Below are 18,035 nucleotides of genomic sequence, written 5' to 3' on the forward strand. Positions count from 1 at the left end.
AGACCGCAGCCAGCTTACAGCTTGGCCAACACCTTGGCAATGGTTTCGCCCATCGCGGCGGGGGTTGGCGCAATGGTTACACCCAATTCCTTAAGCATTTCGACTTTTTCCGCCGCCGATTCGCCGGTCGAGGAAATAATCGCTCCGGCATGGCCCATGCGGCGACCTTTCGGAGCGGTCAAGCCGGCAATGTAAGCCACCACCGGTTTGCTCATGTGCGCCTTAGCGAACATTCCGGCTTCCACTTCTTGCGGGCCGCCGATTTCGCCTATCATCATCACCACTTTGGTGTCAGGATCCTGCTCGAATTTTTCCAGAATGTCGCGATGCGAGCTGCCGTTGATCGGGTCGCCGCCGATACCGACCGAAGTGGATACGCCAATGCCCAGAGCCTTCATCTGATCGGCCGCTTCATAGCCCAAGGTACCTGAACGGCCGACGATACCGACGTTGCCCGGCATATAAATATGACCCGGCATGATGCCCAGCATGGATTTACCCGGGCTGATGGTGCCGGCGCAGTTCGGACCAGTCAATACCATGCGTTTTTCCTTGGGGAATTTGCTCAGGAAGATTTTGACTTTCATCATGTCCTGGGTCGGAATACCGTCGGTGATGGAGACGCAGAATTTGATACCGGCCTCGGCGGCTTCCATGATCGAATCGGCCGCATACGCAGGCGGCACAAACACGATGCTGGCTTCGGCGCCGGCCTGCTGTACCGCTTCCTTGACGGTATTGAATACCGGCCGGCCCAAATGGGTTTGGCCGCCTTTGCCCGGCGTGATACCGCCCACCACGTTGGAGCCGTAGGCTATCATTTCCTGCGCATGGAAGGAGCCGATTTTGCCGGTGAACCCTTGGACGATGATGCGAGTGTCTTTATCGATAAAAATTGCCATATTGTTTCCTTATCCTTGCGCCTTACAGGGAAGTAATAGTGTCGCGGGAAGCAGGAGGCTGGTAGCGACCAGCGACTACTTCGTTACGCGCCTGCACCGCTTTCTCGGCGGCTTCCGCCAGTGTTTCGGCCATGATGATGGGTAAACCGCTATCTTTAATGATCTTGCGGCCTTCTTCGACATTGGTGCCGGACAAACGCACGATCAACGGCACTTGCATGTCGATTTTTTTTACCGCATGCACCACGCCTTCGGCGATCCAGTCGCAGCGGTTGATACCGGCGAAAATATTCACCAACATGGCTTTGACGTTTTTATCCTGTAACACCATGCGAAAGGCTTTTTCGGTACGTTCCGCCGAGGCGCCGCCGCCGACGTCCAAAAAGTTGGCCGGCTCGCCGCCCGCCAGTTTGATCATGTCCATGGTCGCCATGGCTAAACCGGCGCCGTTGATCATGCAGCCAATATCGCCATCCAGACCCACATAACTCAAACCGCGATCGGCCGCCGCCATTTCGCGCGGGTCTTCCTGGGTCTTGTCCCGCAATTCGGAGATTTTTTGCCGACGGAACAGCGCGTTGTCGTCGAAGCCCATTTTGGCGTCCAAAGCGACCAATTCGTCGTGCCCCGTGATCACCAGCGGATTGATTTCCACCATATTCGCATCCAGCTCACGCATGGCGCGATAGCAGCCTTGAATCAACTTGACGGCTTGCGGTACCAAATCAGCGTTTAAGCCCAGGGCAAACGCCATTTTCCGGGCTTGAAAATCCTGCAGGCCCACAGCCGGTTCGATGTAGATTTTCTTGATCGCATCCGGGTTGTTTTCCGCCAGTTCCTCGATTTCCATACCGCCTTGTGCGGAACCGACCATGACGATGCGTTCATGGGTACGGTCGATCAACAAACTGAAATAAAGCTCTTTGGCGATATCGGTGCCGGCTTCCACATACAAGCGTAAGCACTGCTTGCCGGCCGGACCGGTTTGATGGGTGACCAAGCGTTTGCCCAATAAGGCCTCCGCGGCTTCGCTGACTTCGTCATGGGTTTTGCACACTTTGATGCCGCCGGCTTTGCCGCGGGCCCCGGAGTGAATTTGTGCTTTAACCACCCAAACATGGCCGCCAATTTCGCGCGCCCGTTGCACTGCGTCTTCCGGACTGTAGGCCAGTCCGCCGGCAGCGATCTTTACGCCATATTCGGACAGCAATTGTTTTGCTTGGTACTCATGTATGTCCATGCATCTCTCTCATCTATTTTTGAATTCATGTGAACATGGCGAAAGATCAAAGACGAAAACACCCTCGCCTTTAGCCTTTAGCCTTTAGCCTTGTTTTTTTGCAATCGCTTCGGCGGCACGCACAATGTTATTGGCCATACGCTCGGAAGCAGCATCGATTAAACGACCGTCCAGCGCAGCAGCACCTTTGCCTTGCGCGGCAGCTTCCCGCAATGCGACCAGAATCCGTTTGGCTTTTTCCACTTCAGCTGCGGGCGGCGTGAAGACTTCGTTAGCCAAAGCGATTTGGGAAGGATGAATGGCCCATTTGCCTTCGCAACCTAAAGCAGCTGCGCGGCGGGCACCGGCTTTATAGCCTTCGGGATCTTTGATATCACCGAAAGGGCCGTCGATAGGACGCAAACCATAAGCACGGCACGCCACGGTCATCCGGCTGATGGCGGCATGCCATTGGTCGCCGGGATAATCGGGATTCAAACCGCCGATATTGACGGTACGGGCCCGGTTGCTGGCGGCATAATCGGCCACGCCGAAATGCAGGGCTTCCAAACGACCACCGATGGCGCCCTGTTTGGCAATATCTTCCACATTGGCCATGCCCAACGCGGTTTCGATCAGGGCTTCGATACCTATTTTTTTAGTCAAACCTTGCTGCATTTCTAGTTGATTCAGCATGGCTTCCACCATGTACACATCGCCGTAAACGCCGACCTTGGGTATCAACAGGGTTTTGATTTTGCTACCGGCCTGTTCGACCAGGTCGACCACGTCGCGCACCATGTATTGGGTATCCAAGCCGTTGATGCGTACGGACAAGGTCACGCCATGCCCTTCCCAGTCCAGGTCGTTGATGGCTTGAATAATATTTTTGCGGGCTTGCAGCTTGTCGTCGGGCGCAACAGCGTCTTCCAGGTCGAGAAACACAAAATCCACACCGCTTGTTAAGGCTTTTTCGAACATTTCAGGGCTGGAACCCGGTACCGCCAATTCGCAGCGTTGAACGCGTTGGGCATTGGCTTCGTATAGTGTGTGGCTCATGTATGTATTCCTACTGGGTTGATATCGACTGGAACATTTCCAGCCCAGGCTATAAATAAAGAACCCGTCATTTTACTTTCAGGGCAGGCAATGTCAATTGCCGTAGGCCCATGAATTCGGCGGTTTTTAACAATCCTTGCTTGCAAACGACTTGCCGAACGCCGGCAAATATGACACTATCCGGCGATTTTTAGCAGACTAAATTTATTCAAAGGAGAAACCTGATGGCGGGTCGCAATCACTTATTTATACCGGGTCCAACCAACTCCCCCCACGAAGTTCTGAGCGCGATGCATGTACCGATGGAAGATCACCGTTCGCCGATCTTTCCTAATCTGTTTAAGCCGCTGCTGGAAGATCTAAAAAAAGTATTCCGCACCGATGCGGGACAATGTTTCGTATTCCCCGCCACCGGTACCGCCGGCTGGGAAGTGGCATTAACCAACTGCCTGAATCCCGGCGATAAAGTATTGATTTACCGCTTCGGCCAATTTGCCCATTTATGGATGGACGCCGCCAGAAAATTGGGCTTCGATGTCGAAGCGCACGAAGTGGAATGGGGCAAGGGCATTCCGCTGGATGCGCTGCAAGCCCGTCTGAAACAAGACACCCATCACGAAATCAAAGCCGTGTTGGCTACCCACAACGAAACATCGACCGGCGTCACCAGCGACATCGCCGGTGTGCGTAAAGCCATGAATGCGGCCGGCCACCCCGCACTGCTATTCGTCGACGGCGTCAGTTCCATTGCCAGCCTGGAATTCCGCATGGACGACTGGGGCGTGGACGGCGCGATCAGCGGCTCGCAAAAAGGTTTCATGCTGCCGGCCGGCGCCGCCATCCTGGCCTTCAGCCAAAAAGCCCTGGCAGCGGTTGAAACCAGCACCTTTCCGCGCTCATTTTTCTCGCTGAAAGACCAGATGAATGCCAATAAAGACGGCTACACGCCTTACACCCCATCAACGCCTATGCTGCATGGCCTGCGTAAAGCGCTGGATCTGTTGCTGGCAGAAGGCATGGATAATGTTTACGCCCGCCATCATCGCCTGGGCGAAGGCGTACGCCGTGCGGTTGCGGCTTGGGGTTTAACAATCTGTGCCCAGCCCGGCTTCGAATCGGATACCGTTACCGCCATCGTGGTACCTGCGGACAAGGATGCCCGCCACGTTATCGGCACCGCCTATAACAAATACAACATTTCACTGGGCGCCGGTTTAACCGAAGTGGCCGGCAAAGTGTTCCGTATCGGTCATATCGGCGATATGAACGATGTATCCCTGCTAGGCGCCATCGCCGGCGTGGAAATGGCCATGCTGGACAACGGTTTCGACATTAAACCCGGTAGCGGCGTGGCGGCAGCGATTGAGTATTATCGTGCAACCGCGAAATAATTAATTTCCTTAAGCTACTAAAAAGGCGCCTATCGGCGCCTTTTTTTTGGCAAACTAATTAAACAAGGCCAAGGCTTTTTTTAGGGTAGACGCCACGCCCCATAATAACGGCAAGGCCACGTATAGCCAGAACAACACCAACCACACTCTTGAGCCGGGCTTTTGTTTGTCGTTTTTCATCACGCCTCCTCCTGTTCACTACCAGGATAAATCCCATCCAACTCATCAAATTCATCGTGCTTCATGTGATGTTTTTCATGTACGGGTTTGATCAATAAATTGCACACAAATCCCAACACCAAAATCCCGGCCATAATGTACATGGTTACATTGTAGGCATCCGCTTTTGCCACACCTTGGTTTATCTGGTATTCCCTGATGTAATTCACCAGCACCGGCCCCAGCACCCCCGCCGTCGCCCAAGCGGTTAATAAGCGTCCATGGATGCCACCGACATACCGGGTACCGAAAATATCCGCCAGATAAGCCGGTATGGTGGAGAAACCGCCGCCGTACATACTCATGATCAAGGCATACAGCAATACGAACATGGCCATATTACCGATCATGCCCATGCTCGGCACCAAAGCGTATAAACAGGCGCCCACCACAAAGAACACGAAATAAGTATTCTTGCGCCCCAGGTAATCCGACGCCGACGACCATAAAAACCGCCCGCCCATGTTGAATAAACTCAACAAGCCGACGAAGCCGGCCGCTGCCGCCGGGGTTACTGTGCCTTTAAACATCTCCTGTATCATTACCGATGCCTGCCCCAGTACACCGATGCCGGCCGTGACATTCAAACACAACACTAGCCACAACAAATAGAACTGCGGGGTTTTCAGGGCTTGGTCGATATGCACATGATTTTGGGTAATCATCTTGTTTTCCACCTGCGGCGGCGTCCAACCTTCCGGTTGCCAATGGGCGGGCGGTATGCGGATAGTCAAGGCGCCTATCAGCATGGAGACAAAATACAGGCCGCCCATCACCAGAAATGCCTCCATTACCCCCACCGAACTGGTGGATTTAAATGCATCCATCAACAACACCGAAAGTGGCGCACCTATCATGGCCCCGCCGCCGAAGCCCATGATTGCCATGCCGGTGGCCATGCCGCGCCGGTCGGGAAACCATTTGATTAGGGTCGACACCGGCGACACATAACCCAGCCCCAAGCCGATACCGCCTATCACGCCGTAACCCAAATAAATCAAGCCGATTTGATGTAGATAGACACCCAGAGCCGCCACCCAAAATCCGCCGCCGAAACAACACGCAGCCACGAACATGGTCAAACGCGGCCCAACCTTTTCCAGCCATTTACCGCCAAAGGCCGCGGACAAGCCCAAAAATACAATCGCCAGGCTGAATATCCAGCCTAGCGTAGTCAGCTTCCAGTCTTCGCCCGCCGATGCGGACACACCGATCACCCGGGTTAAGGGATCGTTAAAGACACTAAATGCGTAAGCCTGGCCGATGCATAAATGTACCGATAAGGCAGCCGGCGGCACCAGCCAGCGGTTAAAGTCGGCACTCGCTGTAATTCGCGACTTGCAGAAAAAGTCAGACATAAAAACTCCCTAAGGTTGTAACGTCTTTGCCGATTGAACAGGTTCGAAGGCATAACAAACCCCCTTAAAATCCACAACAAAGCCCTATGAATAGGTTATCAGGGAAAATCATGAAACCAAAGTGTGTGATTTCACGCAACACTGAGGCATATCCCTTATTTTTCAAGCATTTCCGATTCCTCCGTCCTAGAACGCATTGCCAAAACAGCAACCACCGACTTGAAAAATCGCTCCGTAAGCCATCACTGACAATCTGCAATCAGTTGTTATTACAAGCTTTTACGCTTCACTGACGCCGATCCAGCCAATGCGCACCCAATTATACGGCCACCTTTACATTTCATTGGCACGCATAATGCGTAGACAAAGGCGTTTGCTGATAAGCACCGGCTCGCCAGGAGGGCAGCGCCGTACCTTGTCCGCATCAACATTGCCACACTCGCCGCAAGGCGGGGCCGGAAAGCCACGGATCTGCCACAGATGGCCGGGTTGCATCGAAGTTTTCGTAAAAGCCGCATGTTAAAGCACCAACAGGGATAGCGCCGCAACATTCGGTTTGGAAATTTTCGAATAGCGAAAACAGTAACTGTCAATTCGCCCCAGTACCCAAACCAAATCTTTAGGAGAATCAACGCATGAACGACAAGTTTAAATTCACAGTCCGCACCACATTAATTGGCGCAATATTATCGCTGGCCAGCGCCAGCGCCAGCGCTGCCGGCGCGGTTAGCATTCATACCTGGACGGATGGCGACAACAGCGTGGGCGCGGGTGAAACCATTACCTCCAGCGTATTCAACATGGCGGACTCTGCCGGCGGACGCGCGGGCTGGACCGGAAACCCATCGCTCAATTATTCCGGCTGGGGACATGCCGTCAAATGGCTGGCCTTTGAAGTCACAGCCCCTAATCAGAGTGTAAGCATTACCAGTAGCACATTGTCGGGCAACCGGGATTTCGGTATCACCGCATATGCCTCCAACGGCGCGTTCGATGGCGGCACGGGCGCAGGAGACGGTACACCGCATAGCTACAATGCAGTTGGTGCGCTTGGCGACGATGGCACGACCTGGCTGAACGGTTCCAACGGTAACATGCTGCAGACCCTGGCTTATGTAAACGGCGGCGCAGCTCATAACGGCAGCGAAACCGATTGGGGCGAAACAATTAACAGCGGCGTCAACCAAGTTGGCGACAACACTTATTTTTCGGCGGTTTCCGGCAGCTTCGGCGAAAATTTTGCACAATTGGTCTTCGATAATCTGGCTCAAGGCTGGTACACCGTTGCGTTCGGCGGTGCCAACAACTCTTTGACAGGCTTGGCTTCTTCGGAACTTTCCGTTTCCGTTAACGCAGTACCGCTACCCGGCGCCGTTTATCTGTTTGGCTCCGCCCTGGCGGGTTTAGCGGTTAGCGGCCGTCGTAAATTCAAGGCAGCTTAAAGGGCAGCTCTAGCCTAAGAGCCTGCTCAATAATACTCGCGAGCGAATGAGTCGCCCGCATGCGATAGAACATCGTCGCATGACAGTTCAAACAAGGAATCGATAGCGTGTGCCTCTGCCTTTCAAGCGAACGGTAGAGGCATTTTCGTTTTTAGCTTATTCAGATCAAAAATTCCCGGAGCGCTCCATGTCCCTCAAGCCTTACCCGACATCCATGCTGGTGCTGTCAATCATTGCGGTTACCGGCATGTCCACGCCAGCCCGTTCGGACGGCTTCGGCCCAATGCCGATCAGCCTGAAAAACGTTCCCATTCCGGAAGTACCCGGGCTGCTTGACGGACCGGAACCTATCGTGGTCGATAAAAAAGTCGCCATACAGCTGGGCAAAGCGCTGTTCTGGGATAGCAATGTCGGCAGCGACGGCATGGCCTGCGCCAGCTGCCACTTTCATGCCGGCGCCGACTCCCGTGTGAAAAACCAGCTGGCCCCCGGCGGCGTGTCGCTAAGCGAAACCGCCTCCACCTTTGAAGCGACCGGAACAGACAATTCAGGCGGACCCAATTACACGCTGAAGAAAGACGATTTTCCGTTTCTGCAACGCAGCAACGACTTCGATACCACGTCGCCCATTACATTTCAAACCGACGATGTAGTATCGTCGTCAGGCACATTCAGCGGTGATTACATCGGCGAGGCGCCCTACGGCAGCGGCGACGACATTTGCGACCGTAACGCGGATGCCGTGTTTCATGTCGGCGCTATCGGAACCCGCAAAGTTCCACCGCGCAACGCACCAAGCGTAATCAACGCCGTATTTAATTACCGCAATTTTTGGGATGGTCGCGCCAATAACGTCTTCAACGGCAACAACCCCTGGGGCGACCGCGATCCGGATGCCGGCGTCTGGATCAGCACCAACAGAACCACTGTAAAAAAACAACGTTTGCACCTGATCAATTCTTCGCTGGCCTCTGTGGCGACCGCCCCACCGTTAAACGACAGCGAAATGAGTTGCCGCCAACGCACATTCAAGAGCCTGGCGCGCAAACTATTGGACCGTAAGCCACTGGAAAACCAAAAAGTGCATTACAACGACAGCGTACTAACCGGCTTGACTTTCAGTACCCCCGGCAATTTACTGTCTGGCTTGGAAACCAGCTATCGGATGATGATTATGGAGGCCTTCAACCGTAAATACTGGTCTTATGCCAAACGCGACAACTTCGGCCGTCCCGCAGATCCGAACCAGCCGGCCTACAGCCAGATTGAGGCCAATTTTCCGCTGTTTTTCGGTCTGGCGATTCAATTATACGAATCGACCTTGGTTTCGGACGATTCGCCATTCGACCGCAGCGCTCGCGATGCCCAGGGGGTACCGGTCGATTTGACCGAAGCGGAACGGCGTGGGCTGGAGCAGTTCCGCAACGGCCACTGCGCCATGTGCCATGTCGGACCGACATTTACCTCGGCAACCGTGGCGACCAACGCCCTGCTGGTAAAAACCCATCCCGAGGCCTTCGGCAATGAAATCATCAGCTTGGCGACTTCGAACAACGTGGTAGGACGTAGTCTAAGCCTAGCTGGCAGAACCCTGAGCGACACCGGGTTTACCTCCACCGGCGTCACGCCGCTGGACGGCGACATAGGCTTGGGCGGCGTCGATACTTTCGGTAAACCGTTATCTTTCAGCCTGCAATACCTGCAATTCTTGGCCGCCAACGATAACGGCATTTACGACGGCGAAGTAAGAAACGTCAGACCTTGCGATTTTCAACAGCAACTGGCCGCAGATACCAACAAAACCAGTCGCAAAATGTTTACCGCTGTCGACGGCGTTATGCCGCAAGCCCAAGCAACCGATGACTGCATTCAGCCAAACTGGGCGTACCAACCGACGCCTGCCGCAATTCTGACCGAGCTCAGCAAGGCCGACGCCGGCAAAGCCCTGGCGGTAATGGAAGGCGCGTTCAAAATTCCGGGATTGAGAAATATCGAATTGACCGGGCCGTATATGCATAACGGCGGCATGGCCAATCTTGAGCAAGTGGTAACTTTCTATGCCAGGGGCGGCAATTTCGATACGCCGGGCAAGGATTTCGGCTTTGTGGGCGGCTCGGGCGAGTTGATCACTTCGGCGCAAGCACGCGCCGACTTGGCCGCATTCTTGAAGACATTGACGGACGATCGGGTGCGTTATGAAAAAGCGCCCTTCGACCATCCGGAAATCAAAATTCCACACGGCCACGTCGGCGACCATATGACAGCATTCGGCGGTCACCAATTATCGAACCAACTCGCCCTGGACGAATTTTTAATCCTCGACGCCGTGGGTGCGGAAGGCAAACCGCAACCCAATCTACCCTTTGAAGATTACTTGGAATAGCTCGGCGGCGCGGCGTTAGCATTGCAATTAGGATGTGGTCGTTAATAAACCCGGTGATTTAGATTATGCCAAACCACGCATTTACTCACGCTTGAGAACGCCGCAAAAGGTTGGGTCGAGTGCAAAGCATGTTACAGGCCGGCATTACGGTTGCCGGTCCGCGGACCGGCATTCGCTCAAGCATCGCAGTAGCGAATCATCAATTTTGCACGGTTAAATTTCCGCTTAGTAAGCAATAACCGTGCCCACCCTTGTTTGATGAATTCTAACAACGACCAGCCCGGTCTTTTAGGTCAGGTTGCCACGACAGTGGTTACCTGGCATCTGCAAGCCTTGGTCTTTGAATTGGTCAGGGAACGCTTTCGTTAAAAATCTACACTCCGCTGCAATTCGCGATTGACAACAAAGTCCGATAGAATTTCTCCAAGGCTAGCGGCGATTTCATTCAATGCAAAACTACAAGCTCGGTAGGAAAGCTCACCTTAGGTAAGGTATTGATTTCAATCAAGCTGATTTATACTAATCGCCAAACCTAAGTCTGTCATACCGCCGGGGGGCACCGCATAGTTGCAGGCGATAGGGCAAGGCATGGAGCAATTGCCGGATCCAGGTGCCGGGATGGATTCGCTTCGCGGTCTGCTGCGCCGGCAAACCCGGCCGGAGCGACGGTCGCCAATGCGTGTAATACAATTTAGCTGAAACAGCTTGCTAATCAGGAAAGGAATTGTCATGAGCAAACCCAAAGTTTTGATCACTCGCCGCTGGCCTGCCTCGGTGGAAGCCACGTTACAACAACAGTACGATGTGACTTTAAATCGCGATGATCACCCCTTCACCGTCGACGAATACAAACAGGCTTTGCAAAATTACGATGCGGTGTGTCCCACCGTTTGCGACAGCCTGCCGGCCGACGTGCTCAATGTGCCGAATAAACGCTGTAAAATTTTGGGTAATTTTGGGGTGGGCTACAACCATATCGACATCGCTGCCGCCAAGCAGCAAGGACTGATTATCACCAACACGCCAGGGGTTTTAACCGAGAGCACCGCCGATATCGCCATGACCTTATTGTTAATGTCCGCCAGACGCGGGGCGGAAGGCGACAGAATAGTGCGTGCGGGGCGATGGACAGGTTGGTGCCCCACGCATATGATGAGCAGTGATGTCACCGGCGCCACCCTGGGCTTGATCGGTTTCGGCCGTATCGCCCAAGCCATGGCAGGCAAGGCGCACCATGGTTTCGGCATGAAAATATTGTACGTAAAACCTTCGCCCGCCGACTCAACGATCGTCGATGCGTTACAAGCCATACGCTGCGAAACCATAGAAGCATTATTGCCGCAGTGCGATTACGTATCTTTGCACTGCCCTGGCGGTAACCAAACCCGGCATTTAATCAATGAAAATACGCTAAACCTGATGAAACCCAGCGCGCATTTAATCAATACCGCCCGCGGCGATGTGGTGGATAGTAAAGCTCTGATCAAAGCGTTGCAAGAAAAGCGCATTGCCGGCGCCGGACTGGACGTATACGAAAACGAACCCTACATCGACCCGGGCTTTCTGGCGTTGGACAACGTATCGTTATTGCCGCACTTGGGCAGCGCGACTATCGCCACCCGAACGGCAATGGGCGAAAAGGTGTTGGCCAATTTGGCCGCTTATTTTGCCGGACAAGTGTTGCCCGATAGAGTGGTATAAAGCGAATTCAATGACTGCCGTCATTTGAACTCATTATTGAGAAATAATTCAGCGCAAAGTATCACAGGGCATTTAATCGGCTGGCATCAATTAAACACCGATTGAACTCTGCGCTGAATAGTGACCAGCCTTTAGGCCGCTTTAGTCTTCCTTCGATTAACACCGATCAAACCAAGCAACCCGCTAGCGAATAACCATGCCGCCGCAGGCACAGGCACTGCACTGATATTGACTTTATAAGCGTATGGCGTACCGAAGATATCGCCGCCTATGTCATTACCTCCCAAATAAACCGTGTATGCCTGGTTGGCTTGGGCAAAAAATTCGACATAGCTGCTGTCGCCATGAGTTAAATAGCTTAAACCGCTACCGCCAAAAGGGTTATCGACCATGGCCGGCGCCTCGTTCAATCCGGAAATATAACCGGCATTCCAAATGGAATGGTGATTGATTTCACCGGTGTGCATACCTTCAAAAACGGTAATACCGTAATTGAAAATATTATCTGCCGCGTTCACCTTGGACACTTCAATTCTGACCGTGGTATCCACGGCGGATTTGATTAACCCGAAGTCGGTATTATGCGCCCAGCCTCGGGTAAAGCTAGGGTTCTGCGGATCGGCCTGCCAGGAACCCCAGGCGCCATTGGCGGTGTCCAGATCAACGACGGCACCATTGAATCTACTGGCGGCATCAGCCGCTGATACTTCCAGGGTTTGGCCGGCATTGTCGATCATGGCCGCCCAGTTTAAGGCGTGTTTTTCCGAGGTAAAACCCATGGGTAGTGCGCCGCCCGGCGTGCCTAACCAAGGAATTGGAGCCCCGCCGCCGTCCGAACCGCCCGTCAACACCCAACCATCGGTAGCACCCCAGCTGGCGGTGTTATACATAACCTCCGCGGATGCCGAACCGGCCGCGCCCAATGTCATTGCGGTACCCGCCGCGGCCAACGCAATAGCCTTAACCAATTTTTTTTGTTGCATGAATACTCCTTGTTTTCAAAAATTAAAAATTCAACGAAGCGGTAGATCTATTTCCTCTCTAAATCCCACCAGTCTTCACAATCTATAAAGCAGTTCTCATACCAGTCGGCCACTCCTTAGCTTCATTAGGTATTTTTTCTTTAATTTCATATCGCTACAAAAACTACTACTCGTAGCAAATACTCTTAACCGTCCGGCGTTAAACGCCGAAAAACGGCAACCCCCTAAATTCCTCTAGCTGACTATGTTATATGGCCCAGCTTTTTAGCCTGTTGCTTGATTTGCGATGCGGATAAAAAAGAGCTGCCGGCAAAAACTAAGCCTTAGAAGATCGTTTACGTTGCATCCCCAACAAGCCTGCCATTCCGCTGCCGAACAGCCAAATCGCGGCCGGAACCGGCACCACGGTTGCCTCTAGCTGGCCCGTTACCGTGCTGTCGAAATAAAGATTCTCAGTTTGGCCGGCCGACAGCACAAAGCCGAAGGAATCGACGCCAAAAGCTTGTGCAAAACCGTCGTAAATGGAAGCATGCGAAATATCGAAGTTATCCAAGTCGAAATTTTCATTCGAATAAGCAAATGTAGCGTCCACATCGGCATTTTCGCCGGAAGCTTGGGTCGTTAGCGAATAGCTAAAATCGATGTTGATGTCGAAAATATCGTTTACATCCAACGAAATGTTTTCAAAAGAAATCAACAAATTGGAAAAGTAATCGCTGACCGCCGTACCCAGTTGGATAGTGTCTTGCGCTTGCAAGGAAAGGTTGTGCGATATACCCAGTCCGCTAAACGCTTGGTAATTCGGCGCGTAGCTACTGGCGGCACTTTCCGCGTATGCACCGGAATTGAAAAAATCCATGATCGATAAAGACTGCATATCGCCATTGGCATTGCGGTTGCTTGCCGTAACCGTGTACGAGAAATCAACATTCCCGCTGTAATGACTGGACGCTTGCGCGGATGACGTTAACGCCGGCAGTAAAAAAATAGCTGCCGTTAAAAGCGTTGATTTTCGATTCAAGCTATTCATTGTGTTTCCTGATATTCAAAAATATTGAGCGAAAGGTCATGGTCCGCTTAAATAGCGGGCCATGACCGGCTGAGTTGTCAGCGACCGATCAAGGCGCCAAAAACGGCTCGATTGGGGCAGCCCTACCACTTGCGCCTACGGCCGGCACAACCACTACTGCCTCTTTTGCCAATGCAGCAGACAGCGGGTGACCGGACTGCACGAACTGGTCGTCGCCTTCATGTCCGTTCGGCACGATTAACTCGGGATGATCGAACGGCGCCTGCTCGTAGCGCACTCTGTCGTCGGTCAAGGTTTTTAAGAACGCCAGTAGATCGGCGCGTTTCTGCGCATCGCTACTCATGGGCGTACGCGTTAAAAAGTCGCTTTGGTTGCTGTTATCAAAGTTACCGCCCCGCGCATAAAATTCGATGACTTGTTCCAGCGTCGCCATGCTGCCGTTATGCATATAGGGGCCTGTCAACTCGATATTGCGCAAAGTCGGAATCTTAAAGGCCGCTTTGGCGCCGATTAGCAATTTCTGATCATTCGGGTTATTAAACGCGGCAATAGCAGCATCGATGGTGGGTATGAAAGCGTAGCCAGGGTCTTGGCAATTCTGCCCGCGCAAGGATACTTCCGCCGGTCCTTCCCGGCTACCATCCACTTGTCGGTCCGCGGACAAAGTGAAAAAGGCTGGGAAGTTGATATCGAATCCCAAGTCCCAGCCCAGCGGCGACAAGAACTGGCAGCTATGCACGTGCCTGACGGCCTGGTCTTTAACCTCGCTGTCGTTACCCATTAAGTACTGCACGTATTGCGCACTGTACGACAACGGTTTGCCGAATTCATCCTGGCCGCCCAAACCGGGATCGGCTTCCGGATCACCAACTCCGGTATTAAAAAAGCCGAAATCGATCAGCTTTTGGCCCGTGGGGTTTCGAGTCACATCACGCATCACCACATTAGGTGTATCGGTAATACCTGCGTCCTTGGCCATATCGACCAGATTTTTGCCCATGGCTTCCGGTCCGAAGGCGCGTAAACTATGCTCGGGGCCAAAAAAGGCATTGGCCGTTGGCGTTACCAACAGCGAATTGGAAACGATTGCATTGGTTGTCATTACCGGCCCCGCATGGCAAAGGTTGCAATGGCTTTCGGTGAACACTTCCAAGCCGCGTCTTTCGGAATCCGTCAGGCTAACCGGCTTGTAGGTATCCGGGTCGCGCACGGCGGTATCGATGGGTGCCTGATCGGATACCAGGGTGGATTCGTACATCTGGATCGCCAAACCAAAGAACATCGGGAAATTGGCTTCCATCTGCGTATAAGCCAATCCTCCGCTAGCCGGCGAACCAAAACTGCCTCTTGTGGTATTCGACCAGAATTTCGAGGCGAATGCGGCGCGCACCATATCTTTGTATGTGGCCTTTAAACCGGGTTGCAGATTACCTTCCGTGCTGTTTGTCAGGTTCAAGGTACCGAATACACTGTCCATGTAATGTACTTTTTGATGCTGCAAGGGTTGGCGCAGCAGTAATTTTCGGCCGATATCAGCTATGCCGCGGTTGGCGCATGTCATTTCCAGCTGGCTCATGGCAGTTGCCACGGCTTGAGAAGCCAACGCCGAGTTCTCCAGGTGCAATGCCTGCTTTTGAACCGTGCGCCGATTCACCTGCACCCAGACCCCTGCATTGGGATCGCGGTCGCCCCAGTTATTAGTACCGTTGAAGACGTTGTTGGCCCGACCATCCCAGAAACCACGGTGGTTAAAAACAGCGTTAATTACGCTGGGAGCGTTTCTAGGCTCAACTCGCCGCGTGCCGACGCCATTGACGTTAAAGACCGGGTCCGCGCTACGCTGGCAGTTGTCATTACTGCCGGTAAAAGACGAAACACCGGTAAATTCGCCGCTAAAAGTCCCCGATGACGCAACCGCGTCGTCCGTGGCAAATATTCTACCGCTGGCCTTATCCAGAGGATTGGCGTATCGCACCAAAGGAAAGTCATCCGTATTCAAAGCGTGATTCGGCCCCCCGTTACCTGAAGGTAATGTGTCGAAAAGATTATCGGGATGCGGATTGAGTGTGCCGGGATTAATTTGATTTTTGACCCGGTTATCGGCGCCGGCATGAAAATGGCAAGATGCGCAAGCCATGCCGTCGCTGCCGACATTGACATCCCAGAACAACGCCTTACCTAAAGCAATGGCCATGTCCTTATTCACCACAATCGGGTCCTGGCCATCTGTCAAGCCCGGTACCGGTGGAGTAGGTACACCAATTAACGGCACCGGCAACGGCCCGTGAGCAAATCCAACCTGACAAACAAAGGCACAACAGGCCGACAATAAAAAGACGGATAATTTCATAATTTAACCCTGGTAAAAATATTTCTGCTCCGGTTGCTCAACCTCGGCGATTCCTATTCCATTGAAACCGCCGCGGAATCATTACAAGCCCCATAGCCCCTTAATACGATTCTGTTGGTATCTGACGACTTACATCGATCAAGCCATGCGCCTACAGAAGAGATTCAGCATATAACCGAACCCTTGTTCAGCAAAATACAGGCCACTCCTTAGTTCGCCTAGAAACAACAACTTAGAAAGTATGGGAAATTGATTTAGCTATTTTTGTGCGGGATATGCCGCACTTTTATAAAAAAATACTGCATATGCCTTGCTTTGTATAATCAGTGGGAAAAACAAAAACGTGCGGTTAAATAAGCGTTTTTCGGGGACTAACAGGGGAATTTAAAGACGCGATCAGTTAGGCAACCGGGTATGGCCGGGAGTTTCGGCGCAATAACCCAATGCCTTTATATAAGGCTGCAACAGATCGTCGACGGCATCGAACTCCGATGCGTAATATCGCCAACGCCCTACCGAAGTGGCGTATAAAGGTTGTGAAACTTGGCTGAAGCTGGGACTGGCGATAAATTTTTGCCCGGCTTGCTTATAAAACTGGTCCGCTTGTTGATGCCATGCCAAATCTAAAAATTCAAACAGTTGGCTGAATGTGCCCTGAAAGTCCGCGATACCGTCTTCGTAACGGAACGTCATAACTTCCACACTTAGCAACGGTTTGATATGCAGCCACCATTGCATGGTTTTGGCATACAGCTCGGCGGTAGTGCGCCAATTGAACAAGTGCACGGTCGCCGCGGACGGAATCATGACTTGCATATAGCAACTTAGGCAAACATCACGCGGATCTCTTACCATAAAAATCACTTTGGCGTCCGGGAACACCGCATTGATCAGGCCAACATCAAAGGTATTCATGGTGGTTTTATCGACAAACAAGCCTTGTATCGCATGCTCCCCATATCGCTGCGCGGCCAAACGCCAGTAGAAATCACGTAAATGTTTAATGGTATCCAGGTCGGCCAGACGCAACTGCTCTACCAAATTACCCTTGATAGCGGATATCCGATTCAGCTCGTCCTTCATCGCCACGACCAAATCGGTTTCGTCCGATACGAATACAGTGGGGTTGGTGGACAGAATTTCCTGGGTCAGCGTGGTACCGGAACGAAAAAAGCCTATCAGAAACGCCGGTGCGCGTTTCTCCTCCCGCCACTTTACGCCGGACCAACGCCGCAACAATTCGGCATCGAACCCGGCGGTATATTCGGCCAACAAATCAAACACGAACCTCGGCTCCTGCTTTTGTAGCTCAGGCAAACCGGCCGAGAGCGCCGCCGCCGCATGCAAATGTGCGAAGACCCGCGCGTATTCGCCTTGCTTGTCGTAAATTCTGGCCAGCTCCTTATGCGCGCGAAACGCTAGCTCCTCGCCCGCCTGCATCCGCAGAATACGCAATAACCGCGCAACGGCGTCGTCGTAGCACCCCTTTCCGGCCTCCAGCATGGCGTGCTGAAGATTTAATACCGCGTCGTCCGGCGCTTGCCGCAAAGCCTGCAGGCTGGCGGCAAGCGCCAGCTGATTTTGATTGAGTCGCGAGTAAGTGTGCGCCAATAATTGAAACCCTCTGACATCCTTTTTAATCTGCACGGCTTGTTTGATCAGTTCCAGCGAGCCTGGGTAATCGTTCCAGAATTGCAATTGCTCCACCAGCAGAAGCAACTGCCGGGTATCTCGCTGTTTCCGGCCGGCCTTCGCCAACAAGGCCCCTGCCTTGCGTAAATGTTCAATGCCCTGGCTGTGCTGTTTGACCCAACAAAGCGCCTGCCCGTAACAAGCCAAGGCTTGAGCGTCTTTTGGATTTTCCCGCACGGCTTTTTCAAACCAAACGACCGCCTCCGTCATATTCCGCGCGTTGACAGCCGCCTGGCCGTTTTTTAAATAGGGGGATAAGTTGGGAATTGTTGAAGGTTTTTTGACTGTATCCATACGCTAAGAGAG

Annotated in this window: 13 protein-coding genes and 1 riboswitch; of the genes, 4 read left to right on the plus strand and 9 right to left on the minus strand. The window is 52.8% G+C overall.

All coding sequences use genetic code 11. The features are described 5' to 3' along the window. Positions 1–14 precede the first annotated feature (14 nt). The 3 genes from sucD to M0R33_RS00375 form a co-directional block, all read right to left on the minus strand. Positions 15–902 (minus strand): succinate--CoA ligase subunit alpha, encoded by an 888-nt coding sequence (sucD, locus tag M0R33_RS00365; protein WP_292563368.1) that lies wholly within the window; start codon positions 900–902, stop codon positions 15–17. Between the two features lie 22 nt (positions 903–924). Further along, the gene (locus M0R33_RS00370) at positions 925–2,142 is read right to left on the minus strand and encodes a malate--CoA ligase subunit beta (RefSeq protein WP_292563371.1); all 1,218 of its coding nucleotides are present in this window, start codon (positions 2,140–2,142) and stop codon (positions 925–927) included. An 84-nt stretch (positions 2,143–2,226) separates the two neighbouring features. Beyond that, the gene (locus M0R33_RS00375) at positions 2,227–3,180 is read right to left on the minus strand and encodes a CoA ester lyase (RefSeq protein WP_292563374.1); all 954 of its coding nucleotides are present in this window, start codon (positions 3,178–3,180) and stop codon (positions 2,227–2,229) included. Between the two features lie 224 nt (positions 3,181–3,404). Between M0R33_RS00375 and M0R33_RS00380 the strand changes: the two genes are divergently transcribed. Then, positions 3,405–4,571, plus strand: a complete 1,167-nt coding sequence (locus M0R33_RS00380; RefSeq protein WP_292563377.1) for an aminotransferase class V-fold PLP-dependent enzyme — start codon at positions 3,405–3,407, stop codon at positions 4,569–4,571. Positions 4,572–4,625: 54 nt separating this feature from the next. On the opposite strand, the gene M0R33_RS00385 is transcribed toward M0R33_RS00380, so the two are convergent. Both M0R33_RS00385 and M0R33_RS00390 read right to left on the minus strand, forming a co-directional pair. Then, entirely contained in the window at positions 4,626–4,751 is a 126-nt protein-coding gene (locus M0R33_RS00385; protein ID WP_292563380.1) for a hypothetical protein, read from the minus strand. After that, the gene (locus M0R33_RS00390; protein WP_292563383.1) at positions 4,751–6,148 is read right to left on the minus strand and encodes an OFA family MFS transporter; all 1,398 of its coding nucleotides are present in this window, start codon (positions 6,146–6,148) and stop codon (positions 4,751–4,753) included. Before M0R33_RS00390 ends, M0R33_RS00385 begins: the two co-directional genes overlap by 1 nt. 422 nt (positions 6,149–6,570) lie before the next feature. Continuing rightward, positions 6,571–6,645: riboswitch (cyclic di-GMP riboswitch) on the plus strand. 138 nt (positions 6,646–6,783) lie between these two features. On the opposite strand from M0R33_RS00390, the gene M0R33_RS00395 reads away from it, so the two are divergent. The 3 genes from M0R33_RS00395 to M0R33_RS00405 all read left to right on the plus strand — a co-directional run bounded on the left by M0R33_RS00395 (position 6,784) and on the right by M0R33_RS00405 (position 11,674). Then, positions 6,784–7,590, plus strand: coding sequence for a hypothetical protein (locus M0R33_RS00395; RefSeq protein WP_292563386.1), 807 nt, complete (start codon positions 6,784–6,786; stop codon positions 7,588–7,590). Between the two features lie 187 nt (positions 7,591–7,777). After that, positions 7,778–9,973 (plus strand): cytochrome c peroxidase, encoded by a 2,196-nt coding sequence (locus M0R33_RS00400; RefSeq protein WP_292563388.1) that lies wholly within the window; start codon positions 7,778–7,780, stop codon positions 9,971–9,973. A 729-nt stretch (positions 9,974–10,702) separates the two neighbouring features. Then, complete coding sequence (locus tag M0R33_RS00405) at positions 10,703–11,674, plus strand: D-glycerate dehydrogenase (RefSeq protein ID WP_292563390.1); 972 nt, start codon at positions 10,703–10,705, stop codon at positions 11,672–11,674. A gap of 131 nt (positions 11,675–11,805) precedes the next feature. On the opposite strand, the gene M0R33_RS00410 is transcribed toward M0R33_RS00405, so the two are convergent. The 4 genes from M0R33_RS00410 to M0R33_RS00425 all read right to left on the minus strand — a co-directional run bounded on the left by M0R33_RS00410 (position 11,806) and on the right by M0R33_RS00425 (position 17,939). Further along, complete coding sequence (locus M0R33_RS00410; RefSeq protein ID WP_292563393.1) at positions 11,806–12,657, minus strand: VPLPA-CTERM sorting domain-containing protein; 852 nt, start codon at positions 12,655–12,657, stop codon at positions 11,806–11,808. 316 nt (positions 12,658–12,973) lie between these two features. Beyond that, positions 12,974–13,687: a VPLPA-CTERM sorting domain-containing protein gene (locus tag M0R33_RS00415; RefSeq protein ID WP_292563395.1), complete on the minus strand. Its 714-nt coding sequence runs from the start codon at positions 13,685–13,687 to the stop codon at positions 12,974–12,976. An 88-nt stretch (positions 13,688–13,775) separates the two neighbouring features. Continuing rightward, on the minus strand, positions 13,776–16,037 hold the full coding sequence (locus tag M0R33_RS00420; RefSeq protein WP_292563397.1) for a cytochrome c peroxidase: 2,262 nt from the start codon (positions 16,035–16,037) through the stop codon (positions 13,776–13,778). A 396-nt stretch (positions 16,038–16,433) separates the two neighbouring features. Continuing rightward, positions 16,434–17,939 (minus strand): sulfotransferase, encoded by a 1,506-nt coding sequence (locus tag M0R33_RS00425; protein WP_292563400.1) that lies wholly within the window; start codon positions 17,937–17,939, stop codon positions 16,434–16,436. Positions 17,940–18,035 lie beyond the last annotated feature (96 nt).

The sequence above is a fragment of the Methylomonas sp. genome, from assembly GCF_023228165.1.
In the GTDB taxonomy this organism is placed as follows: Bacteria; Pseudomonadota; Gammaproteobacteria; order Methylococcales; family Methylomonadaceae; genus Methylomonas.